Raw genomic sequence first — 22,399 nt, forward strand, 5'->3', positions numbered from 1 at the left:
CTCCTGCGACGGAAAAATTCGTTCAGAAATAAGTCGCGGGAAATGCAAAAGTTTCATTTGCGCCACCCGGGTGCCAGCGCGAGGTGGATCGCGGCAGCGGCGATCGCGGCGCCGCCGGCGGCGACGCTGATCTGGTTCAGACCCTGTGCGACGTCGCCCGCGGCATAAAGACCGTCGATACTGGTTTTCTGGTGGCGGTCGGTGAGGAGATAACCGGCTTCATCGGTGTCGGCGCCCATCGAAAGTTCCGCGTGGATGCGCGTACCCAACGCGCTATACACCGAGTCGCAGCTGGTTTCGGCCGCGCCGTGACGTATGCGGACTTCTGCGTCCCATAGGCGCAGGCTGTCGACAGGCTCGGGAGCCCACCAGATGCCGGCTTCGGCCAGGCGGTCGGAATGCTCTTCGATGCGGAAGTCGTGCGATACCCGGAAAACGTGCAGGCGGGCGGTGAAATTGCGCAGATAAAGCGCTTCGCGGATGCCGGCTTCGCTGGCGGCGAGTACGCCGACCGCTTTGTCGATGATTTCGTAGCCGTCGCAGACCGGGCAATAGCGCAGTGCGCCGGTACGTACCGCTTCGACCAGGTGCGGGAGATCCGGTTCGACGTCGGAGACGCCCGTCGCCAGCAGGACGGTACGGGCCGACAGGCGGGTGCCATCCGCCAGAACGGCGGCGAAGCCCGGCGCCACCCGCTCCAACCTCTCGACGCGGCCGACGGAAAGTTCCGCGCCATAAGATTCGGCCTGTTTGCGGATGGCCGCCACCAGCTTGCTGCCGGGAACGCCGTGCGGATAGCCTGGCATGTTGTGGGAGCGGGGGATACGCGTAGCCCGGCTGCAACCGTCATCGACGACCCGGACGCGGCGGCGAAAGCGCGCCAGGTAGAGCGCTCCGGTCAGGCCGCCCGGCCCGCCGCCGATCACCAAGGCATCGTAGATATCCGCCATGCTCGCTCCCCGTATTTGATGATTTGCGTCGGCCTGCCCGCCCGAGAGGTGGCAACAAGAACCTCGCGCCAGCAGCCGAAGCAAAAAGCTCTCCGCGCCGCCTTCAGGACCTCGGTCGAGAAACACGAACGTGGACTCCGCCGCATCACACGCCATGAAGCGGGCGGCCATGCGCAGGTGGACATGCGCTGCGGCCGCGTTCTAGCAGCGTGTCGGACTTTGAGCGGGATAGGCGATAATCATAGCCAGGCGAACTGACGGGATTTGCGGAAATGGCTTTCCACCCGATAGACCGGGACACTGACTTTCTGCTGCCGCCCTCGGTGCAGGAGTGGTTGCCGGAAGCGCATCTGGCGCGGTACGTGGTGGACGTCGTCGAGCAGCTGGATCTGTCGGCGATCGAGCGGGCATACGCGGGACGAGGCAGCGACGCCTATCATCCGGCAACGCTGCTCGCGCTGCTGATCTACGGCTACGCTACCGGGACCTTCTCGAGCCGCAAGATCGAGCGGGCGACGTATGACTCGCTCGCCTTCCGGTTCATCGCCTGCAATCGGCATCCGGATCACGACACGCTGGCCAATTTCAGGAAGCGCTTCGGCGGGGAGTTCGAAGCGGCCTTTGTCCAGGTGCTGCAGGTGGCGCGCGAGAACCAGCTCTCGCGCTTTGGCACGGTGAGTCTGGACGGGACCAAGATCCACGCCAACGCGAGCCGGCACAGTGCGCTCTCCTATGGGCACGCACGGACGATCGAGGCGCAGCTCAAGGCCGAGGTGCAGGAGCTCATGAAGCTGGCCGAGGCGGCCGATCAATCCTCGCTGCCGGACGGGGTGAAGCTGCCCGAGGAAATCCGCCGCCGGGAAGACCGGCTGGCGGCGATCGCGGAAGCGAAAGCGAAGATCGAAGCGCGTGCCGCGGAGCGCTTCGCACGCGAACAGGCCGAGCACCAGGCGAAGCTCGCCGCCCGCGCAAAGAAGGAAGCCGAAACGGGCAAGAAGTCCAAGGGCAAAGGGCCGAAACCGCCGCAAGCCGGGCCCCGCGCCGACGACCAGATCAATCTGACCGACGAAGAGTCCCGGATCATGCCGGTCGCGGGTGGCGGATTCGAGCAGAGCTACAACGCGCAGGCGGTGGTCGATACCGAATCGATGCTCATCCTCGCCACTCACGTGACCCAGGCGACCAACGACAAGGAACAGATCGAGCCGATGCTGGCGAAGGTCCAGGCCAATCCCGAGGGGTTGAATCAGCCGGCGATTTGGCTCGCCGACACCGGTTACTACAGCGAGAAGAACGTCACGGCGTGCGTCACCGCGAAGATCGAACCGCTGATCGCGGTCAAGCGCGACGCGCATCATCCGGATTGGCGGGAACGTTTCAGCGAACCCGAACCGCTGGCCGCGGGGGCCTCGGCGGTCGAGACGATGAAGCACCGGTTGAAGACACGTGCCGGACGCGCGGCTTATGCCCTGCGCAAACAAACCGTCGAGCCGGTGTTCGGCATCATCAAGTCGGTGATGGGCTTCCGGCAGTTTCTGCTGCGCGGCCTCGACAACGTGACGAACGAATGGAGCCTCGTTTGCCTCGCGTGGAATCTGAAGCGCATGGCCGTATTGCGTCCACAGTAAGGAAACGGCGGGGAATCGTGCGCATTCTCGCAAAAATGACGGTGAAAACGGCCTTCACGCCCGATTCACGTTTCGCATCGCGAACACTACGCCACCGTGGGTGGCGTAGTCCGACGGACTGCTAGGCTGAAGCACGGCGAAAGCGTCGCGGCGGGAGGCCCCCATGTGGCGAACTCATGAAGTCTTCAACCAGGTACCGGTGCTGAGCGACTGGAACCTGTTCGACACCGACATCGCGCTGCGCGAAGCGGTCGTGCGCGAAGGCGCGGGGTGGCACGCCGAGGCGCTGCACGGTCAGGGCGAAGTGCTGGGCAGCGCCGACACGCAGCGGCTCGCGGAACTCGTCGATCGTCACGTGCCGGAGCTCGTCGCGTACGACCGCTGTGGGCGGCGTATCGACGACGTCGATTTCCACCCCGCGTGGTCGCGCCTGCTCGCGATGCTGTATGCCGACGGCGTGCACAGCTCGGCGTGGTTCGAGCCGCGCCCCGGCGCGCACGTCGCGCGGGCTGCGTCGTTCTTCCTGCACGGCCAGGCGGAAGCGGGTTCGCTGTGCCCGGTGACGATGACGTTCGCGTCGATCCCGGTGCTGCGCCGCGAGTCGGCGCTGTTCGGCGCGCTCGCCGACAAGTTCCGCTCGCGCGACTACGACGGGCGCGACGTGCCGCTCGCCGACAAACGCTCGGTGATGATCGGCATGGGCATGACCGAGAAGCAGGGCGGCTCCGACCTGCGCGGGAACACGACCGAAGCGCGCCCGCTCGCCGCCGGCAGCCGCGACCACCTGCTGATCGGGCACAAGTGGTTTTTCTCGGTCCCGACGTGCGACGCGCACTTGGTGCTGGCGCAGGCCAGCGCGGGGCCGTCGTGCTTCTTCGTGCCGCGCTGGTTGCCCGACGGCAGCCGCAACAACGTGCGCATCCGGCGCCTCAAGGACAAGCTCGGCAACCGCTCGAACGCGTCGGCCGAAGTCGAGTTCGAGGACGCTTTCGGCACGCTGGTCGGCGACGAGGGGCGCGGCATCGCGACGATCATGGAGATGGCGGCGCAGACCCGGCTCGACTGCGTGCTCGGCAGCGCCGCGCTGATGCGCCGCGCGCTCGTCGAAGCGATCCATCACGCCCGCCACCGCTCCGCGTTCGGCAACGTGCTTGTCGCGCAACCGCTGATGCGCAACGTGCTCGCGGAACTCGCGCTCGAAAGCGAAGCGGCGACGATGCTCGCAATGCGCCTGGCGAAAGCGGTCGAGGCTGACGACGATCCGCTGGAGCGCGCGTGGCGGCGCATCGTCACGCCGGCGGCGAAGTTCTGGATCTGCAAGCGCGCGATCACCTTCACAGCTGAATGCATGGAAGCGTGGGGCGGCAATGGCTACGTCGAGGACGGCCCGATGGCGCGCCTGTACCGCGAGGCGCCGGTGAACTCGATCTGGGAAGGTTCCGGCAACGTCATGTGCCTCGACGTGCTGCGCGCCGCCGCGCGCGAGCCGGACGGAGTCGAAGCGCTGTTGCAGGAACTGTCGCAGGGCTTCGCCGGCGAAGCGGCGCTCGTGCAGGCGCTCGGCGACTTCGGAAATGCGCTGCGCGCGCCGGCCGAAGCCGAATGGCACGCTCGCCGCGTCGCGATGCAGCTGGTCCTGCTCGTGCAGGCGGGATTGCTGCTGCGGCACGCGCCGGGGAATGTCGCGGGGACGTTCATCGACAGCCGCTTCAACCGCCCGGCCGGGCAGGTCGCCGGCCTGCTCGCGGTGCCCGACGCGGCCGCGCTGATCGACCGGGCGTGGCCGGCCTAACGGTCGAGCTCCGGGTAGTGGCGGAAAATGCCCTCTTCGCTGAACGGCAGGCGGCGATCCGACGCGAGATACGCGGCGAGGCGCGGGCGTCGGGCGACGCGGCGGTGAAGCTCGACGAGACCCGGGCAGCCCGGTTCGAGGCGCGCCATCGTGCGCGGGAACGCGTAGCGCAGGCCTGCGACGACCTGGAACATCGACAGGTCGACGTACGACAGCGTGTCGCCGACGAGGTAGCCGCTGCGAAAGCTGTTCTGCGCGCGGACCTGCTCGAAATAGCCGAGGAACTTCGGCAGCCGGTTCTTCGTGAAGTCCTTCGCGCGGCGCAGCGCTTCGGGCTTCTGATCTTCGTAATACAGGCTGCTCGCGATCGGGTGGTGCGTATCGTGGATTTCGCCGACGAGGTCGGCGATCGTCAGCTGCAGCTGGTGCGCCCAGTGTCGCCCCGCCTCGGTCTTCGGCGCGAGGCCGAGCCGCGGGCCGAGATACAGCAGGATGTTGGCGGTCTGCCCGATCACGAGGTCGCCGGCTTTCAGGAACGGCGGCGCGAACGGCACGTGTTCCAGCGATTCGCCGCCGAGCAGCCGCAGCAGCGCCGCCAGGCCCATGCCGTTTTCCTCCGGCAGGCGGGCGACGTCAACGTAGTCGGCACCCGCTTCTTCGAGCAGCAGGCGAACGAATTCGCCGCGCCCCTGGATCGACGGCCAGTAATACAGTTCGTAGCGCATGAGGATGTTCTCCCGCGGTGATCGGCGCGAACCGCGTCGGCGGTGGTGCGGCGGCCGGCGCCCTGAGCCGGCCCCGATGGTACGATCCGCATGCTGGCGCGCTTCCGGCCGGTCTCGCTGTCATTGTGGGCGCTGGTCGAAGAATCGACTATATTGCGTCGCACCATCCCTGGCGCCGGCTCGCCCGCCTGGCCAATGATGCGACAACCGAATTGAATTGCAGCGCCCGGCGGGACGGTTCCCGGACGGGAAGGCAAGGCGCGGCGGGGGCGACATTACCGCCGCTCGGGGCACGAGCCGCTGGCGTGGGCTCGTTCCGCCGCCGAGACGCGATCCAAGCCCGCCGTTGCCGGACAACCACAGGACCTACAGGACCTTTTCATGGATCAGACCCCTCCCTCTTTCATGCGCCGACTGTCGCTCGCGTTCGGCGCGTTCTTCTCGATCATCGGCAACCGCGACTTCGCCGCGCAGGTAATGCGCCTGCGCGCCGGGGCGGACCTCGCGGCACCGGCCGCCGCCGAAGCGCCCTCCGACGTTCGCCCACTGCGCGAAGTGCCGCACGAGGCCGCGCTGCAGCTGCTCGGCATGCTGCAGCGGGAAGCGCGCCTCGTCGATTTTGTCGCGGAGGACATCACGGCCTATTCCGACGCCGATGTCGGCGGCGCGGCGCGGCTGGTGCACGCTGGCTGTCGCAAAGTGCTGGGCGAGCATTTCAGCATCGAGCCGGTGCGCGCCGACGCCGAAGGTAGTCGCGTGACGCTCGCCGACGGATTCGACGCCGCCGCGATCCGCCTCACCGGCAACGTCGTCGGCAAGCCGCCGTTCACCGGCACGATCAGCCATCGCGGCTGGCGCGTTACCGATGCGCGTCTGCCGAAGCTCGCCGAGCATCATGACGCGTCGATCATCGCGCAGGCGGAGGTGGAGCTATGAGCGATCCGCGTTTCGTCATCGGCATCGACCTCGGCACGACCCACTGCGCGCTGTCGTACGTCGACATTGCCGGCAGCGACGGCGAACACGCCGCCCAGCAGGTGCTGGAGATCCCTCAGCTGACCGCTCCCGGCGCCGTCGAGGCGCTGCCGTTGCTGCCGTCTTTCCTCTACCTGCCGCACGAGAACGAGCTCGGCGAAGGCGACCTGACGCTGCCGTGGGCGAGCGCGCAGGACTACGTCGTCGGCGAATTCGCGCGCTCGCGCGGCGCCGGCACGCCGATCCGCCTCGTGTCGAGCGCGAAGAGCTGGCTGTGCCATCCGGGCGTCGACCGCAAGGCGGCGATCCTGCCGAGCGAGGCGCCGGACGAAGTCGCGCGGATTTCGCCGCTCGAAGCGTCGATCCGCTACCTCGCGCACCTGCGCGACGCGTGGAACGACGCGCAGCCCGACGCGCCGTTCGACGAGCAGGACATCACGGTGACGATCCCGGCGTCGTTCGACCCGGCCGCGCGAGAGCTGACCGCCGAAGCCGCAGCCAGCGCCGGCTACCGTCACATGACGCTGCTCGAGGAACCGCAGGCGGCGCTGTACAGCTGGATCCAGATGAGCGAAGGGCACTGGCGCGACGAGGCGAAGCCCGGCGACGTGATCCTCGTCGTCGATGTCGGCGGTGGCACGACCGACCTGTCGCTGATCGCCGTCGTCGAACGCGACGGCAACCTCGAACTGCACCGCGTCGCGGTCGGCGAGCACATCCTGCTCGGCGGCGACAACATGGATCTCGCGCTCGCGTACGCGGTCGCGCGCAACCTCGCGGCAGCGGGCACGCAGCTCGATGCGTGGCAGATGCGCGCGCTCGCGCACGCGTGCCGCGGCGCGAAGGAGACGCTGCTCGGCGACCCGACGGTCGAGGCCGTGCCGATCGTCGTGCCGAGCCGCGGCTCGAAGCTCATCGGCGGCTCGATCCGCACCGAACTCGGCCGCGAGATGCTGACCGCGACGATCGTGGACGGCTTCTTCCCGCCTGCCCAGGTCAGCGACCGGCCGCTCGCGCGCGCCCGCGCCGGCCTCACGCAGCTCGGCCTGCCGTATGCGCAGGACGCGGCGATCACGCGCCACCTCGCGGCGTTTCTGGGCCGCCAGCTTGGCGCGACCGCCGAGCTCGAAGGTTTCGGCGCGCTTCATCCGACCGACGCGAGCTTCCTGCATCCGACCGCGGTGCTGTTCAACGGCGGCGTGTTCAAATCCGCGCTGCTCGCCGACCGCGTGCTGGCGACGCTCGACGGCTGGCTCGAAGCGGAAGGGGCCGCGCCGGTTCGCGTGCTGCAGCGCGCCGATCTCGATCTCGCGGTCGCGCGCGGCGCCGCGTATTACGGCTACGTGCGGCGCGGGCGCGGCGTGCGCATCCGTGGCGGCACTGCGCGGGCATACTACGTCGCAGTCGAGTCCGCGATGCTGGCGGTGCCGGGCGTCGAGCCGCCGATCCAGGCGCTGTGCCTGGCGCCGTTCGGCATGGAGGAAGGGACGGAAGCGCAGCTGCCGGCGCAGGAGTTCGGCCTGGTCGTCGGCGAGCCGGTACGGTTCCGCTTCTTCGGTTCGTCGGTGCGGCGCCAGGACGAAGTCGGCACGCTGCTCGACTTCTGGGCGCCCGACGAGCTGCAGGAGCTCGAGGAGATCGAGGCCAGCCTGCCGGCCGAAGGCCGCGCCGCGGGCGAGATCGTGCGCGTGAAGCTGCATGCGCGCGTCACCGAAGCCGGCACGCTGGAGCTCGAAGCGCTGCCCGCGGACGGCAGCGCGCGCTGGAAAGTGTCGTTCGACGTGCGCGGCGGACAGTCCTGAATGCCGTGAAGCCTTATCTCGTCGGGATCGACCTCGGGACCAGTAACACCGTCGTCGCGTACGCGGCGCCGGGCGACGACGATATCGCGCTGCTGCCGATCGATCAGCTCGTCGCCCCGGGCGAAGTCGCGGCGCAACCGCTGCTGTCGTCGCTGCGCTACCATCCGGCGCCGGGCGAGCTGAGCCCGGATGACCTGCAGCTGCCGTGGGCGGTGAGTGATGTCGCCGGCGTCGAGCCGGTCGTCGTCGGCACTCTCGCGCGCGAACTCGGCGCGCAGGTGCCGGGACGGCTCGTCGCGAGCGCGAAAAGCTGGCTGTCGCACGCCGGCGTCGATCGCGGCGCGCCGATCCTGCCGTGGGGCGCCGGCGACGACGTCGCGAAAGTGTCGCCGGTCGCGGCGAGCGCGAGCTACCTCGCGCACGTGCGTGCGGCGTGGAACGCGTGCTTCCCGGACGCGCCGCTGGAGCGACAGCAGGTCGTGCTCACCGTGCCCGCGTCGTTCGACGAAGGGGCGCGGGCGCTGACGCTCGAAGCGGCACGGCTCGCGCAGCTGCCGGCGCTGCGCCTCCTCGAGGAGCCGCAGGCGGCGTGCTACGACTGGCTGTTCCGCCACCGCGCGAGCCTCGCCGCCGAACTGGAGGCGACGCGGCTGATCCTCGTCTGCGACGTCGGCGGCGGCACGACCGACTTCACGCTGATCCGCGTCGCCGTCGAGGACGGCGAACCACGCTTGACCCGCATCGGCGTCGGCGACCACCTGATGCTCGGTGGCGACAACATGGATCTCGCGCTCGCGCACGTCGTCGAAGCGCGCCTCGGCGCGGCCGAGAGCAAGCTCACCGCGGCGCGCTTTTCGCAGCTCCTGCAGCGCTGCCGCGGTGCGAAGGAGCAACTGCTCGGCCCGGCCGCGCCCGAGCGCACGACGGTGACGCTGCTCGGGGCCGGCAGCCGGCTCGTCGGCGGCGCGCGCTCGGTCGAGCTCGCACGCGACGAAGTCGAGCACCTGATCGTCGACGGCTTCCTGCCTCGAGCCGGTGCCGATCAGCGCCCGGCCCGGCGGCGTGCCGGCATCGTCGAATTCGGCCTGCCGTATCCGGCCGATCCCGCGATTACGCGCCACCTCGCGGCGTTTCTCGATCGGCACGCGGCCGCGTCGCGCGAAGCGCTCGGCGCGGATGCGCCCGAAGCGCCCGAGCTGCCGGTGCCCGACACCGTGCTGCTCAATGGCGGTGTGTTCCGCTCGCATGCGCTCAGCGAACGGCTGCAGCACGTGCTCGGCGGCTGGCGCGGCCAAGCGCTGCGCCTGTTGCACAACGACGACCCGGACGTCGCGGTCGCGCGCGGCGCCGTCGCGTACGCGCTGGTGCGCGCAGGGAAGGGGCCGCGCATCGGCGGCGGTTCGCCGCGCAGCTACTTCCTCGTCATCGACGGCGAGGGGCCGTCGCGGCGCGGCGTGTGCGTGTTGCCGCGCGGCACCGAAGAGGCCGTCGAAGTCCATCTGCCCGAGCGCAGCTTCGCGCTGAAGCTCGGCCAGCCGGTGCAGTTCCACCTCGTGTCGTCGGCTGCCGACACGCCGCATCGGGCCGGCGACCTCGTCGACCTCGTCGGCGACGACTTCGTGCGCCTGCCGCCGATCGCGACCGTCATCCCGTCGGCGGGCAGCGCTGTGGTCGACGTGCCGGTGCGGATCGTCGCCGCGATGACCGAAGTCGGCACGCTCGACATGCATTGCGTCAGCATCGCCGAGCCCGCGCGCCGCTGGCTGCTGGCGTTCCAGCTGCGCGGCGACGGCGCGGCGCAGGCGGAGACGGTTGCGGCGCTGCCGCCGCGCTTCGCCGACGCGGTCGAAGCGGTCGACCGCGTCTTCGGCTCGCGCTCGCACGACCTCAGCGGCAAGGAAGTGCGTCAGCTGCGCGGCCAGCTCGACCACTTGCTCGGCAAGCGCGAAAGCTGGGACGTGCCGCTGCTGCGCGCATTGTTCGACGTGCTGTGGGAGCGTGTGCGCCGCCGGCGCCGCTCGGCCGAGCACGAACGCCTGTGGCTGAACCTCGCCGGCTACTGCCTGCGCCCCGGGCTCGGCTATCCGCTCGACGACTGGCGCGTCGAGCAGCTGTGGACGCTGTTCGGGCAGGGCATCCAGTACGTGCGGGAGCGGCAGAACTGGTCGGAATGGTGGACGCTGTGGCGGCGCGCGGCGGGCGGACTGGGTGCGGCCGAACAGCTGCTCGTGCTGCAGGCGGCGGGCGAACAGCTCGAAGCCGACGACGCCGCGCGACGCGCGCGCCAGCCGCTCGGGACGCGCGGCAGCCTCGAGGATCTCGTGCGGCTGGCCGCATCGCTCGAGCGGGTCGAAGTCGAACATCGCATCGAGATCGGCGAATGGCTGATCGAGCGGCTGCAGAGACCCGCGGAAAAGCACAACGCGTGGTGGGCGGTCGGGCGCATCGGCGCGCGCGAGCCGCTGTACGGCAGCGCGCACAACGTCGTGCCGGCCGACGTGGCGACGCGCTGGCTCGACGCGATCCTCGCACTCGACTGGAAGCGCATCGAGCCGGCCGCGTTCGCCGCAGCCCAGATCGCCCGCATGACCGGCGACCGCTCGCGCGACCTGCCGGCCGAGCTGCGTGACGAAGTGGCGCGGCGCCTCGCGGCGATCAACGCACCGCCGAGCTGGACCGCGATGGTGCGCGAAGTCGTCGTGCTCGAGGAAGCCGAGAAATGGCGTGCATTCGGCGAAGCGCTGCCGCCGGGGCTGCAGCTCCTCGACCACTGAACCCGCAACCCTACGGCATGCCGTCATTCGCTGCGCGCATCGCGGCAATGCCCTTGTCCTGTGCCCTGCCGCCGCATCCCGTATATAGTCCTGCAGGTGCAATGCACCCGGTTTCGTTTGCTTTCAACAAGGAGAACAGCATGGCATCGAAGAAGCAGGACAAGCAGGAAAAACAGGACAAGCTGGAGAAGCTCGGAAGAGGGGTGGCACGGATCGACATCGGAATCAGCGAGGATGATCGCGCGAAGATCGCGGACGGTCTGTCGGCGCTGCTCGCCGACAGCTACACGCTCTACCTGATGACGCACAATTTCCACTGGAACGTCACCGGGCCCATGTTCAACACGCTGCACGTGATGTTCATGCAGCAATACACCGAGCAATGGACGGCGCTCGACCTGATCGCCGAGCGCATCCGCGCGCTCGGGTTTCCCGCGCCTGGGACCTACCGGGAATTCGTCGAGCGCGCGTCGATCAAGGAAATCGAAGGGGTGCCGAAAGCGTTCGACATGGTCCGCAGCCTCGTCGCCGCGCAGGAAGCGACCGCGCGCACCGCGCGCAGCCTGTTCCCGGTCGTCGATGACGCGAACGACCAGCCGACCGCTGATCTGCTGACGCAGCGCCTCGAAGTCCACGAAAAGACCGCGTGGATGCTGCGCAGCCTCCTCGAAGACTGAACGCCGTTGTGATAACCGGGGCGGCTGGCAGGGCACGAGGGTGCGCTAGCACGCCGCCGTCCGTCACAGGAAACCGAGGAGCCTGCCGAGAAACAGCGTCGTGAGCCAGATCGCGAGCGACAGGCTGCCGGAAAGCCGCAGCGCCTGCGTCGTGCCGGTCGTCTCCGCGATCCCGCGCCGCCACGCCGTGCTGCGCCGCAGTACGAGTGCATTGGCGACGCCCGCCAGCACCAGCGCCATTTTGGTCCAGAACACCGGCAGCGCGGCGTAATCGGCGGGCTGCACGATGAACAGCAGCATGCCGGTGCCGATCGCCAGGATGCAGCCGCTGGCCGCGAACGGGAGGATCGTGCGTGCGAACAGCGCCACCGGCAGCGACGGCCACACGCCGATCAGCCGCGCGTCCATCGGTACGATCGCCCCGACCAGTAGCGCGATGCCGAGGATGTGGGCGGCGCTAACGACCGGGTAGAGCCAGATCGAATGCCGCAGATGGACCGACAGCGCCGAGGCATCGATCGCGGCGAGCAGTTCGCCGAACATTCGCGCCCCTAGTCGCGGTCAGGGTACAGGTCGTATGTCGTGTCGCCGATGATCACGCGCTCGGCCTTGATGAGTTTCTCGCCGGGGCGCGCCGAGCGATGACCCGAGATCGTCACTCGCACACCTTCGACGAGCATCTCGTCCCGCAGTCCGGCGCGCGAGTTGCGCCACGGCTGGCCGACTTCGGCGACCCATTGCTCGCCGCCGACATCGAGCGTCACGCGCCCGTGCGGATTGCCGAGCCGCACCGATTTCACGACCCCGGTGAGCTCCGAGTTGTCGGGCTCGGCCCAGTTCCAGCCGTGGTGCGCGAGCGCCGGGCCGGCCGCCGCGAGCGCGGCGAGGAACGCGACGAGGAGGCCGGGATATCGAATGCGCATGATGACGCCCTCCAGTGGACCGTGACCCGCGGGGCTGCGCGTGCTGCTGTGCGCCTCCCCGGTCGCGCTTCGACCGCGTGGCAGACGGACAATTCCATGCGCGCCGGCTGGGGCGCGTGCCAGGAAGTTGCCACGAGGGGCGCCACCACGTCGGTGCCGCGCCGTCCCCGGCCGCTAAAACCTCACTGCCAGCCGCCGCCGAGCGCCTTGTACAGCGCGATGCGGTTCGCCGCGTCGGACTCGCGCACGGCGATCAGCTGGAGCTGGGCGCCGTACAGCGTGCGTTGCGCATCGAGCAGGCCGAGGTAGCTGTCGACGCCGCCTTTGTAGCGCGCCTCGGACAGCCGGAAACTCTCGGCGGTCGCTTCGACGAGGCGGCGGCGCGCATCGAGCTGCTCGGCGAGGGTCGCGCGCTCGGCCAGTGCGTCGGCGACTTCGCGGAACGCGCCCTGGATCGCCCTTTCGTACTGCGCGACGTTGATGTCGCGCTGGATCTCGGCGACGTCGAGGTTCGCGCGCAGGCGGCCGGCCTCGAAAATCGGGATGCGGATCTGCGGTACGAAGCTCCACGTGCCGGAGCCGCTCGAGAACAGGCCGTCGAGCGTGCTGCTCGCGCTGCCGGCCACCGCGGTCAGCGTGATCGACGGGAAGAACGCGGCGCGCGCTGCGCCGATATTGGCATTGGCCGCGCGCAGCTGGCGCTCCGCCTCGAGGATGTCGGGGCGGCGCACGAGGACTTCGGACGGCACGCCGGCCGGCAACTCGGCGACTGCAGTCATCATCGTGTCGGCGAGCTGCGGCGGCAGCAGCTCGGGCGGAACGCGCGCGCCGGCGAGCAGCGCGAGCGCGTTCTCGTCCTGCGCGACGAGCGCGGCGAAACGGGCGGCGTCGGCGCGCGCGTCTTCCTGCAGCGTCTCGGCCTGCCGCAGGTCGAGCGCCGACACCGCGCCGGCCTCGAAGCTGCGCCGCGTCAGCTCGTACGACTCCTGTCGCGTCCGGTACGTATTGCGCGCGAGCGCGAGGCGTTCGCGGTCGGCGGCGAGCGTCAGCCACGCGTTCGCGACTTCGGCGACGAGGCTGATCTGCGCGCTGCGGCGCGCCTCCTCGGTGCCGAGGTACAGTTCCAGCGCCTGCTCGTTGAGGCTGCGCAGGCGGCCGAAGAAATCCAGCTCCCACACCGAAAAGCCGATCGTCGCGCTGTACTGCCGACTGATCGTCGCATCGCCGTTGCCGTTGCCGCCGCTGCTGCCGCGCACGAGGTCCGCCGGCAGGCGCTGCGCGTTCTGGCCACCGCTCGCGCCGATCGCCGGGAACAGGTCCGCGCGCTGGATGCGGTACTGCGCGCGGGCGCGCTCGATGTTGAGGGCCGCCACGCGCAGGTCGCGGTTGTTGTCGAGCGCCAGCGCGATCAGCTCGCGCAGGCCGGGGGCGGCGAAGAAATCGCGCCACGGCAGGGCGTCGGCCGCGACAGCACTTGCCGAAACCGTTTCCGGCGCCTGCGGGAAAGACGCCGGAACCGGCGCTGGCGGCCGCTGGTAGTCCGGCGCGAGCGTCGAGCATGCGCTCGCGACAGTGGCGGCGAGTGCGGCGGCCAGGATACGCAGTCGGGTCATCACTTGGCTTCCTCGGCGACAGGTGCGATGGTTGCGGGCGGAGCCGGCTTTTTCCGGAAGATGCGCATGATCACGACGTAGAACAGCGGAATGAAGAAGATGCCGAGCACGGTCGCCGCGATCGTGCCGCCGAGCACGCCGGTGCCGATCGCGTTCTGGCTGCCGGAGCCGGCGCCGCTCGAGATCGCGAGCGGCAGCACGCCGAGGCCGAACGCGAGCGAAGTCATCAGGATCGGGCGCAGCCGCATGCGCACCGCTTCGAGCGTCGCGGCGACGAGTTCCTTGCCTTCCTGCTCCATCTGCGCTTTCGCGAACTCGACGATCAGGATCGCGTTCTTCGCCGACAGGCCGATCGTCGCGAGCAGGCCGACCTGGAAATAGACGTCGTTCGACAGGCCTCGCCCGGTCGCCGCCAACAGCGCTCCGAGCACGCCGAGTGGCACCACCAGCATCACCGCGAACGGCACCGACCAGCTTTCGTACAGCGCGGCGAGGCACAGGAACACGACCAGCAGTGACAGCGCATACAGCGCCGGCGCCTGCGCCCCGGAACGGCGCTCCTCGTATGAAGTGCCGGTCCATTCGTAGCCGATGCCGGCAGGCAGCTTCGCGATGATCTCCTCGACCGCGGCCATCGCGTCGCCCGACGACAACCCGGGCGCCGCCTGGCCGAGGAGTTCGACCGACGGCTGGCCGTTGTAGCGTTCCAGGCGCGGCGAACCGTATTCCCAGTGCGCGGTCGAGAACGCCGACAGCGGCACCATCTCGCCCTGACGGTTGCGCACGTACCACTTCGACAGGTCCTCCGGGCTCATGCGCGCGTCGGCGTCGGCCTGCAGATACACTTTCTTGATGCGGCCGCGATCGAGGAAATCGTTCACGTAGGTGCCGCCCCACGCGGTCGACAGCGTCTCGTTGATGTCCGCGATCGAGACGCCGAGCGCGCCGGCTTTTGCATGGTCGATATCGATCTGGAACTCGGCCATGTCGTCCTGGCCGTTCGGCCGCACCCCGACGAGCCGCTTGTCCTGCGCCGCGAGCCCGAGGAACTGGTTCCGTGCGGCGATCAGCGCGTCGTGGCCGAGGCCGGAGCGATCCTGCAGCATGACGTTGAAACCGCTCGCGGTGCCGAGCTCGAGCACGGCCGGCGGCACGAACGCGAACACCATCGCTTCGCGGATCTGCGCGAATGCGGCCATCGCGCGCCCGGCAACGGACTTGACGTCCATTCCCGGCTCACCGCGCTCGTCCCAGTCTTGCAGGTTGATGAACGCGATGCCCATGTTCTGGCCGCTGCCGCCGAAGCTGAAACCGGCCACGGTGAAGATCGAGCGCACCGTGTCCTTTTCGTTCTCGAGGAAATGGTCCTCGACCTTCTTCAGCACCGCCAGCGTGCGATCCTGGGTCGCGCCGGCCGGCAGCGTGACCTGGCTGAACATCACGCCCTGGTCTTCTTCGGGCAGGAACGAGGTCGGCATGCGCAGGAACAGCAGCGCGAGCACGGCAATGATCGCCAGATAGATCGCGAGGAAGCGCAGGCTGCGGTGCAGAATGCGCCCGACAGTCGACTCGTAGCGCCGCGTGTTGCGCGCGAACATCCCGTTGAACCAGTGGAAGAAACCCGAGAACCAGCCGCCTTCGCCGTGTTCGTGGCCTTTCTCGACCGGCTTGAGCATCGTCGCGCACAGCGCCGGCGTGAAGATGATCGCGACCAGCACCGACAGCGCCATCGCCGCGGCGACGGTGATCGAGAACTGCCGGTAGATGACGCCGGTCGAGCCGCCGAAGAACGCCATCGGGATGAACACCGCCGACAGCACGAGGCCGATGCCCACCAGCGCGCCGGTGATCTGGTCCATCGAGCGCTTCGTCGCCTCCTTCGGCGGCAAGCCCTCTTCGCTCATGACGCGCTCGACGTTCTCGACGACGACGATCGCGTCATCGACGAGCAGGCCGATCGCGAGCACCAGGCCGAACATCGTCAGCGTATTGATCGTGAAGCCGAACGCCGCCATCACGCCGAAAGTGCCGAGCAGCACCACCGGCACGGCGATCGTCGGGATCAGCGTCGCGCGGATGTTCTGCAGGAACAGGTACATCACGAGGAACACCAGGGCGATCGCTTCGAGCAGCGTCTTGACGACGCCCTGGATCGAGATCGCGACGAAAGGCGTGGTGTCGTAAGGCACCACCACTTTCACGCCGGCGGGAAAGTACGGCACGAGCTGGTCGAGCCGCGCGCGCACCGCAGCCGCGGTATCGAGCGCGTTCGCGCCGGCGGCGAGCTTGATGCCGATCGCGGCGGCGGGCTGGCCGTTGTAGCGGCCGACGGTACCGTAGTTCTCGGCGCCGATCTCGATGCGCGCGACGTCCTCGAGGCGCACTTCGCCGCCTTGCGCGGAACTGCGCAGCAGGATGTCCTCGAACTGCCCGACCGTCTCCAGCCGGCTCTGCGCCGTGATCGACGCGGTGAAACCCTGTCCCTCCACCGCCGGCGTGCCGCCGAGCTGGCCGGCCGAAACCTCGTTGTTCTGCGTGCGGATCGCGACCTGGACGTCGCCTGGCGTGAGCCCGAACTTCATCAGCTTCGCCGGGTCGAGCCACACCCGCATTGCGTACTGCGAGCCGAACACCTGCACTTCGCCGACGCCGGTCACGCGCGACAGCGGGTCCTGTACCGACGAGACGAGGAAGTCCGCCAGGTCGACCTGCTTGAGACTACCGTCCTGCGACACGAAGCCGATCACCATCAGGAAGTTGCGTGACGATTTCGCCACCTGCACGCCCTGCTGCTGCACCGCCTGCGGCAGCAGCGGCAAGGCCAGTTGCAGCTTGTTCTGCACCTGCACCTGCGCGATATCGGGATTGATGCCGGCGTCGAACGTCAGCGTCACTGTGGCCCGGCCGAAGGAGTCCGACGCCGATGCCATGTACAGCAGCCCGTCGAGGCCGGTCATCTTCTGCTCGATGATCTGGGTGACCGAATCCTCCACCGCTTTCGCCGAGGCGCCGGGATAACTGGCGTTGATGACGACTGTCGGAGGGGCGATCGACGGGTATTGCGACACCGGCAGCGTCAGGATCGACAGCGCACCGGCGAGCATGATGACGATCGCGATGACCCACGCGAAAATCGGTCGGTCGATGAAGAAGCGTGCCATCGTCGCGTCCTCAGTTCTTCTGCGCGGCGGCAGGGGGAGCGGCCGCTGCGGCGGCAGGGGCGGCACCGGCTTCGGTCACCTGCACCTGCGCGCCGGGGCGCACGCGCTGCAGGCCTTCGACGATCACCCGGTCGCCGTCGGCGAGGCCGGCGGTCACGACCCATTTGTCGCCGAGCGACTGTTCGGCGGTGACGCGGCGCGCCTCGACCTTGCCTTCGCCACCGACGACCATGACCTGGGCGTTGCCGCGCGGATCGTGGCTGAGCGCAGCATGCGGCACGAGCGCGGCGTCGCTCTTGATGCCCTGCGAGAGCCGCGCCCGCACATACATCCCGGGCAGCAGTTCGGCGCGCGGATTCGGGAACACCGCGCGCAGCGTCACGCTGCCGGTGCCGGGATCGACGGACACCTCGGAAAACGCGAGCCTGCCTTCGGCGCCGAAGACGCTGCCGTCTTCCAGCACCAGGCGCACCGGCACGGTGTCGCCACTCGCCCGTTGCAGCCTTCCTTCGGCCAGATCGCGCTTCATGCGGAGCAGCTCGCTGCTCGACTGGGTGACGTCGACGTAGATCGGGTCGAGCTGCTGCACGGTGGCGAGGGCCTCACTCTGGTTCGCCGTCACCAGTGCGCCCGGCGTGACCGCTGAACGGCCGATGCGCCCGGCGATCGGCGACGTGACGCGGGTGAAGGCGAGGTCGATTTTTGCCTTCTCGATCGCCGCCTTCGCGGCCGCGACTTCAGCCTGGCCCTGCTGTAGTTCGGCCGTCGCGTCGTCAAAGGCCTGCTTGCTCACGGCGTTGATCTTGACCAGGTCGGCATAGCGGTCGGCCTTGAGGCGCGCGGCGTAAACATTCGCCTCGGCGCGTGCGAGGTTCGCCTTGGCGCTGTCGTAGGCGGCCTGATAGGTCGCCGGGTCGATCTGGTACAGCACCTGACCCGCCTTGACGTCGCTGCCTTCGGTGAATGGGCGCTGCTTGACGATGCCGGTGACTTGCGGCCGCACTTCGGCGATCAGGTAAGGCGCCGTACGCCCCGGCAGCTCGACGACAAGCGGCACCGCTTCGGTGTGGACGGTGACGACGGTCACTGTCGGCGCAGGAGGTGCGGCGGGTGCGGCGGCGTCTGCCGAGCCCCGTTGCTTGTCGCTCCCGCAGGCGGCGAGCAGCACGGCGCTTGCCAGTGCGATGGCCACTGGCCGGAACAGCCGATTGCCGTTGATCCCCATGAATCGCCTCTCGAAATGGTGGTGCCGGTGTTGGAAAGTGTGCCCCGTTCGGGTCGGGTGCAAAAAATAGAATGTTTATTCTAGAATGGTCATTCTATGTTAGGATTTTCCGCAGTGCAAGATCGATGCAAGACCTCTTCAATATTTCCGGAGACCCTGCGAATGCCTCCCGACTCCGCCCCTCCCGACCAGCCGCGCGCCGAAGTCCGCCGCGCGCAGATTCTCGCCGCCGCGGGTGACTGCTTTCGCAGCAAGGGCTTCCACGGTGCGAGCATCGCGCAGATCTCGAAAATCGCCGGCATGAGTCCGGGGCATATCTATCACTACTTCGAAAACAAGGAAGCGATCATCGCGGCGATCGTCGCGCAGGATCTCGAACATGTCCTGGCGATGACCGCTTCGCTGCGTGCCGCGTGCAACATGAAAGAAGCGATGGTCGAGCACGTCGCCGACGGCGTCGAGCGCAATCTCGAGCCGCGTGCGGCGGGACTCAATCTCGAGATCCTTGCCGAAGCGGCCCGCAACCCGCATGTCGCCGAGATCGTCCGGTCTGCCGACCGCGTGTGCCGTGACAGCCTCGCGCTGACGCTGCGCGACATGCGCCGCGCGAGCGGCCATGATGACGACGAGGCGACGATCGCCGGCATGATCGAAGTGCTCGCTGCGATGTTCGAAGGGCTCGCGAGCCGCAGCATCCGCAACCCGGATCTCGACCGCAGCGTCGTCGTGCGGCTGTTCCAGGGCGCGCTGCGCGACCTGCTCAGTCAGAATTCCTGACTCCTGCCTTCTCCCCGGCCCGTGGAGGGCAGCCGCGCCGGCCGGAAATTGCTTCCGGAATATCCGTGGGGCATGAAAATCATTGTTTCGAGGTATTTCAGCACTGAGTCGCGTCAGGTACGTTTCAGTTTCATGGGTTGCGCGGAACGGATTCCTGTCCTTTGATGAATATCTCCAGCGGAATCAAGGGTTCCCACTGCCACGGAAGGGCGGGACGCCAGATGTCGGAAGTCCGGCGCCGGATGTCCGCTCGCCGCGGTGGCGAACGCCGGATTCACAGACGAGGTGTATTTTGGACGACCCTCTCAGCGACGGGCGCACTCCTTTTCCGGAGTGGCTCCCCCCCGGCGGCGAAACGGGGGCGCTGGTGCGCCGCATCGACTGGGGCCGGACAGCGCTCGGCCCCGTCGCGCAGTGGCCGGGGAGCCTTAAAACGGTCGTCGCGCTGGTCCTCGGGGCGGGTTTTCCAGCGGCGCTGCTGTGGGGCAGTGATCTCGTCCAGATCTATAACGATGGCTTTCGGCCGCTGCTCGGCGTGCGCCATCCCGACGCGCTCGGGCGCAGCGCAAGGGACAGCGGGACCGCAGCGTGGCAGGTTCACGAACCGCTGTGCCGGCAGGTGATGGCCGACGGCGACGCGGTGATGCTCTCAGAGCAGGTCGTCGATCCGTCGTCCGGTGACAGCGCTCGGCCGCTGTACGTGACGAACTGCTACAGCCCGGTCCGTTGCGAGGACGGAAGCATTGGCGGCGTGCTGGTGACGGTGATCGACGATACGCCGCGGATCCTCGCGCGCCGACGCCAGGAGGCGAGCGAGGCGCGCTACCGGGCGCTCTTCGAATCGATCGACGAAGGGTTCTGCATCGTCGAGATGATCTTCGACGGGCGCGCAGAAGCGGTCGATTATCGCTTCATCGAGGTCAATCCGGCGTTCGGGCAACACACCGGCCTGGTCGATGTGGTCGGGCGCCGCATGCGCGAGCTGGTGCCGGAACATGAATCCTTCTGGTATCAGATCTACGGCGAAGTGGCGCTCACCGGAGAGCCGGTCCGTTTTCAGCGGCGCGCCGCGATGCTCGACCGCTGGTTCGACGTCTACGCGTTCCGTTACGGCAAGCCGGACGAGCGCCAGGTAGCGGTCGTGTTCAGCGACATCACCGACGAGGTGCGCACCGAAGCGGCGCTGCTGGCCGGGCATGTCCGCTTCCGCCGCCTGTCCGAAGGGCTCGAGCGGCTCTCCCGCGCGGACAGCAGCGCCGAACTCCTGGAGGAGCTGCTGCGTGCGGCGCAGAGGCTTGTCGGTGCGGACGGCATCACCGTCGAGCTCGACAATGGCCGGTTCCGCTGCATCGGCAGGGGGGCGATGAACGGGGCGGTGTGGGAACGCAGCCATCATCCGCTGGTCGCGCGCGTGGCGGACTGGACAATCCGCCATTGCCGGACAGCGGTGATCGTCGATGTGCGCGACGACGAGCGCGTGCCCGCGGAGGTGCTCGAAGGGGTATCGAAGCGCGGCCTGGTGATGGTTCCGGTTGGCGGTGCGATCCCCACCGGTGCCGTCGGCGCGTATTGGCTCCGGCCGCACCGGCCAGACGACGAGGAGGTCGCGGTGCTCGAGGTGCTGGCGAGTGCCGCCGGGACTGCGCTCGCGCGGCAGCTCGCGAGCGACCGGCTACGCCAGAGCGAGGAACGTTTCCGCGTGCTCGTCGAGGAAACCGCCCAAGCGGTGTGGGAAGGCGATGCCGCGGGAGCCCTGGTCGTCCATTCGCCGTCCTGGTCCGCCTACACCGGCCAGACTTTCGAGGAAATGGCAGGTTTCGGATGGCTTCAGGCGATTCATCCCGACGACCGCGCCCGCGTCGAAAGGGAATGGCGCGTGGCGGTTGCCGGTCGGCGTGTGTTCGATACGGAACTTCGCCTGCGTCACCTGGGCGAGTGGCGCTGGGCGAACGTGAGGGCGGCGCCGCTCGTCGGGGCGGACGGCCAGGTCGAGAAATGGGTCGGCATGAACATCGACATCACCGACCGCAAAGAGGCGGAACAGCGCGCCCATGAAGCAGCACTGCACGACTCGCTGACCGCGCTGCCGAACCGCCGGCTGATCTTCGAATATGCGGAGCATCTGCTCGCGGCGGCCGGGCGCAAGCACAGCCAGGGTGCGTTCCTGTTCATCGACCTGAACCGCTTCAAGCCGGTCAATGACCTCTACGGCCACGAAGCCGGCGACCGGCTGCTGCAGGAGGTCGCGTGCCGCCTGAAGGCGGGCGTGCGCAAGGAAGATATCGTCGGGCGGCTCGGCGGCGACGAGTTCATCGTCCTGCTGCCCTATCTCGAGCAGACGCAGGAAGCGATGAACATCGCGCAGTACGTCGTCGAAAGCGTGTCGCAGCCGTTCATGATCCGCGACGCAGAAGTCTCCGTTTCACCGTCGATCGGCATCAGCCTGTTTCCGCAGCACGGCATGACCGTCGATGCGCTGATCCGCGCCGCCGATCTGGCGATGTACCAGGCCAAGCACTGCAGCGGCGGCGCTTACTGCGTGTATGCGCCGGACCTCGAACACCGCGACGACATGTCGACGACGGTGGAGGGCCGGCTCAAGCAGGCGCTCGCAAAAAACACGTTCGCGCTGCATTACCAGCCGGTGATCGACCTGAGAACCGGTGCCGTCACGGGAGCCGAGGCGCTCCTCCGCTTTGCCGGCGAGGACTGCGAGGCGCTCGGCCCCGGGCTCTTCATTCCCGTCGCCGAATCGTCGGGCCTGATCGGCGCCATCGGCGAGTGGGTCACTGCTGAAGCGTGCCGCCAGCACGTTGCGTGGGCCGCCGAGGGGCTGGAACCGGTGCCGATCGCGATCAACGTGTCGCCGGTCCAGTTCCGGCAGCGGCGCTTCGTGCAGCGCCTCGCGGACATCCTGCGCGAGGGCGGCATGAATCCGGCATCCTTGCTGCTCGAGATCACCGAAAGCGCGGTGATGGACAACGCCGACGATGCCGCCGGAATCCTCGCCTCAGTCAGGGCGCTCGGCGTCAAGGTCGTGCTCGACGGCTTCGGCACCGGCTGCTCGAGCCTGGCCCATCTCGGTTCGCTGCCGCTCGACAAGCTCAAGATCGACCGTTCGTTCGTGGAGGGCATCCGCCAGGATCCGACGAGCCGCGCGGTTGTCGAGGCTGTCATCGCGCTCGGCCGCACGCTGGGGCTGGAAGTCGTCGCCGAAGGCATCGAAAGCGGCGACGCGTTCGCGTACCTGAAGGCACACGGCTGCGACCAGGGCCAGGGGTATTTCTTCGGCCGCCCGCTCCCTCGCGACGAGTTCGCGCGGCAGTTCCTGGGCAAGGGGCGCGGACCCTAGAGGATGTTCCGAGCGAGCGCATCGG

The 22,399-nt window shown here is 68.5% G+C and carries 15 protein-coding genes; 8 read left to right on the plus strand and 7 right to left on the minus strand.

Features of this window, described 5'->3' with window-relative positions; genetic code table 11:
* Positions 1 to 53: 53 nt before the first annotated feature.
* Positions 54 to 1,121 (minus strand): NAD(P)/FAD-dependent oxidoreductase, encoded by a 1,068-nt coding sequence (locus GO608_RS11500; RefSeq protein ID WP_247003081.1) that lies wholly within the window; start codon positions 1,119 to 1,121, stop codon positions 54 to 56.
* A 101-nt stretch (positions 1,122 to 1,222) separates the two neighbouring features.
* Here GO608_RS11500 and GO608_RS11505 point away from each other — a divergent pair, with 101 nt between their 5' ends.
* Both GO608_RS11505 and GO608_RS11510 read left to right on the plus strand, forming a co-directional pair.
* Positions 1,223 to 2,578: an IS1182 family transposase gene (locus tag GO608_RS11505; protein ID WP_169200653.1), complete on the plus strand. Its 1,356-nt coding sequence runs from the start codon at positions 1,223 to 1,225 to the stop codon at positions 2,576 to 2,578.
* A gap of 163 nt (positions 2,579 to 2,741) precedes the next feature.
* Entirely contained in the window at positions 2,742 to 4,370 is a 1,629-nt protein-coding gene (locus GO608_RS11510; RefSeq protein WP_169199631.1) for an isovaleryl-CoA dehydrogenase, read from the plus strand.
* Here the strand turns inward: GO608_RS11510 and GO608_RS11515 are convergent.
* Complete coding sequence (locus GO608_RS11515; RefSeq protein ID WP_169199632.1) at positions 4,367 to 5,095, minus strand: glutathione S-transferase; 729 nt, start codon at positions 5,093 to 5,095, stop codon at positions 4,367 to 4,369. The two genes, GO608_RS11510 and GO608_RS11515, sit on opposite strands and share 4 nt — an antisense overlap.
* 381 nt (positions 5,096 to 5,476) lie before the next feature.
* On the opposite strand from GO608_RS11515, the gene GO608_RS11520 reads away from it, so the two are divergent.
* The 4 genes from GO608_RS11520 (at position 5,477) to GO608_RS11535 (ending at position 11,323) form a co-directional block, all read left to right on the plus strand.
* Positions 5,477 to 6,031: a DUF2760 domain-containing protein gene (locus GO608_RS11520; protein ID WP_169199633.1), complete on the plus strand. Its 555-nt coding sequence runs from the start codon at positions 5,477 to 5,479 to the stop codon at positions 6,029 to 6,031.
* Positions 6,028 to 7,872 (plus strand): Hsp70 family protein, encoded by a 1,845-nt coding sequence (locus tag GO608_RS11525; protein WP_169199634.1) that lies wholly within the window; start codon positions 6,028 to 6,030, stop codon positions 7,870 to 7,872. Before GO608_RS11520 ends, GO608_RS11525 begins: the two co-directional genes overlap by 4 nt.
* Positions 7,873 to 7,877: 5 nt before the next feature.
* Complete coding sequence (locus GO608_RS11530; protein ID WP_169199635.1) at positions 7,878 to 10,646, plus strand: Hsp70 family protein; 2,769 nt, start codon at positions 7,878 to 7,880, stop codon at positions 10,644 to 10,646.
* A gap of 140 nt (positions 10,647 to 10,786) precedes the next feature.
* A complete protein-coding gene (locus GO608_RS11535) occupies positions 10,787 to 11,323 on the plus strand; it encodes a Dps family protein (protein WP_011236940.1) in 537 nt (178 codons plus the stop codon).
* A gap of 63 nt (positions 11,324 to 11,386) precedes the next feature.
* On the opposite strand, the gene GO608_RS11540 is transcribed toward GO608_RS11535, so the two are convergent.
* The 5 genes from GO608_RS11540 to GO608_RS11560 form a co-directional block, all read right to left on the minus strand.
* A complete protein-coding gene (locus GO608_RS11540) occupies positions 11,387 to 11,866 on the minus strand; it encodes a hypothetical protein (protein WP_169199636.1) in 480 nt (159 codons plus the stop codon).
* 8 nt (positions 11,867 to 11,874) lie between these two features.
* Positions 11,875 to 12,246: a DUF6152 family protein gene (locus tag GO608_RS11545; RefSeq protein ID WP_169199637.1), complete on the minus strand. Its 372-nt coding sequence runs from the start codon at positions 12,244 to 12,246 to the stop codon at positions 11,875 to 11,877.
* Between the two features lie 182 nt (positions 12,247 to 12,428).
* Positions 12,429 to 13,859 carry an AdeC/AdeK/OprM family multidrug efflux complex outer membrane factor gene (gene adeC / locus GO608_RS11550; protein ID WP_169199638.1) on the minus strand — a complete coding sequence of 477 codons (1,431 nt, stop codon included), beginning with the start codon at positions 13,857 to 13,859 and terminating at the stop codon, positions 12,429 to 12,431.
* Positions 13,859 to 17,020, minus strand: coding sequence for an efflux RND transporter permease subunit (locus tag GO608_RS11555; protein WP_169199639.1), 3,162 nt, complete (start codon positions 17,018 to 17,020; stop codon positions 13,859 to 13,861). The genes adeC and GO608_RS11555 overlap by 1 nt, the downstream gene beginning before the upstream one ends.
* Before the next feature lie 10 nt (positions 17,021 to 17,030).
* On the minus strand, positions 17,031 to 18,245 hold the full coding sequence (locus GO608_RS11560; RefSeq protein ID WP_211159502.1) for an efflux RND transporter periplasmic adaptor subunit: 1,215 nt from the start codon (positions 18,243 to 18,245) through the stop codon (positions 17,031 to 17,033).
* 162 nt (positions 18,246 to 18,407) lie between these two features.
* Here GO608_RS11560 and GO608_RS11565 point away from each other — a divergent pair, with 162 nt between their 5' ends.
* Together GO608_RS11565 and GO608_RS11570 are read left to right on the plus strand one after the other, a co-directional pair.
* Positions 18,408 to 19,022, plus strand: coding sequence for a TetR/AcrR family transcriptional regulator (locus GO608_RS11565; RefSeq protein ID WP_169199640.1), 615 nt, complete (start codon positions 18,408 to 18,410; stop codon positions 19,020 to 19,022).
* A gap of 292 nt (positions 19,023 to 19,314) precedes the next feature.
* Positions 19,315 to 22,374 carry a sensor domain-containing protein gene (locus GO608_RS11570; RefSeq protein WP_169199641.1) on the plus strand — a complete coding sequence of 1,020 codons (3,060 nt, stop codon included), beginning with the start codon at positions 19,315 to 19,317 and terminating at the stop codon, positions 22,372 to 22,374.
* Positions 22,375 to 22,399 lie beyond the last annotated feature (25 nt).

The organism is Aromatoleum buckelii (assembly GCF_012910785.2).
Taxonomy (GTDB): Bacteria; Pseudomonadota; Gammaproteobacteria; order Burkholderiales; family Rhodocyclaceae; genus Aromatoleum; species Aromatoleum buckelii.

What these genes read in the sequence shown, in the direction of transcription:
- adeC (WP_169199638.1), bottom strand. Translation starts at nt 13,859, where the DNA reads ATGACCCGACTGCGTATCCTGGCCGCCGCACTCGCCGCCACTGTCGCG.
- GO608_RS11510 (WP_169199631.1), top strand. Translation starts at nt 2,742, where the DNA reads ATGTGGCGAACTCATGAAGTCTTCAACCAGGTACCGGTGCTGAGCGAC.
- GO608_RS11565 (WP_169199640.1), top strand. Translation starts at nt 18,408, where the DNA reads ATGCCTCCCGACTCCGCCCCTCCCGACCAGCCGCGCGCCGAAGTCCGC.
- GO608_RS11560 (WP_211159502.1), bottom strand. Translation starts at nt 18,245, where the DNA reads ATGGGGATCAACGGCAATCGGCTGTTCCGGCCAGTGGCCATCGCACTG.
- GO608_RS11500 (WP_247003081.1), bottom strand. Translation starts at nt 1,121, where the DNA reads ATGGCCGCCCGCTTCATGGCGTGTGATGCGGCGGAGTCCACGTTCGTG.
- GO608_RS11535 (WP_011236940.1), top strand. Translation starts at nt 10,787, where the DNA reads ATGGCATCGAAGAAGCAGGACAAGCAGGAAAAACAGGACAAGCTGGAG.
- GO608_RS11555 (WP_169199639.1), bottom strand. Translation starts at nt 17,020, where the DNA reads ATGGCACGCTTCTTCATCGACCGACCGATTTTCGCGTGGGTCATCGCG.
- GO608_RS11515 (WP_169199632.1), bottom strand. Translation starts at nt 5,095, where the DNA reads ATGCGCTACGAACTGTATTACTGGCCGTCGATCCAGGGGCGCGGCGAA.
- GO608_RS11540 (WP_169199636.1), bottom strand. Translation starts at nt 11,866, where the DNA reads ATGTTCGGCGAACTGCTCGCCGCGATCGATGCCTCGGCGCTGTCGGTC.
- GO608_RS11520 (WP_169199633.1), top strand. Translation starts at nt 5,477, where the DNA reads ATGGATCAGACCCCTCCCTCTTTCATGCGCCGACTGTCGCTCGCGTTC.
- GO608_RS11505 (WP_169200653.1), top strand. Translation starts at nt 1,223, where the DNA reads ATGGCTTTCCACCCGATAGACCGGGACACTGACTTTCTGCTGCCGCCC.
- GO608_RS11545 (WP_169199637.1), bottom strand. Translation starts at nt 12,246, where the DNA reads ATGCGCATTCGATATCCCGGCCTCCTCGTCGCGTTCCTCGCCGCGCTC.
- GO608_RS11525 (WP_169199634.1), top strand. Translation starts at nt 6,028, where the DNA reads ATGAGCGATCCGCGTTTCGTCATCGGCATCGACCTCGGCACGACCCAC.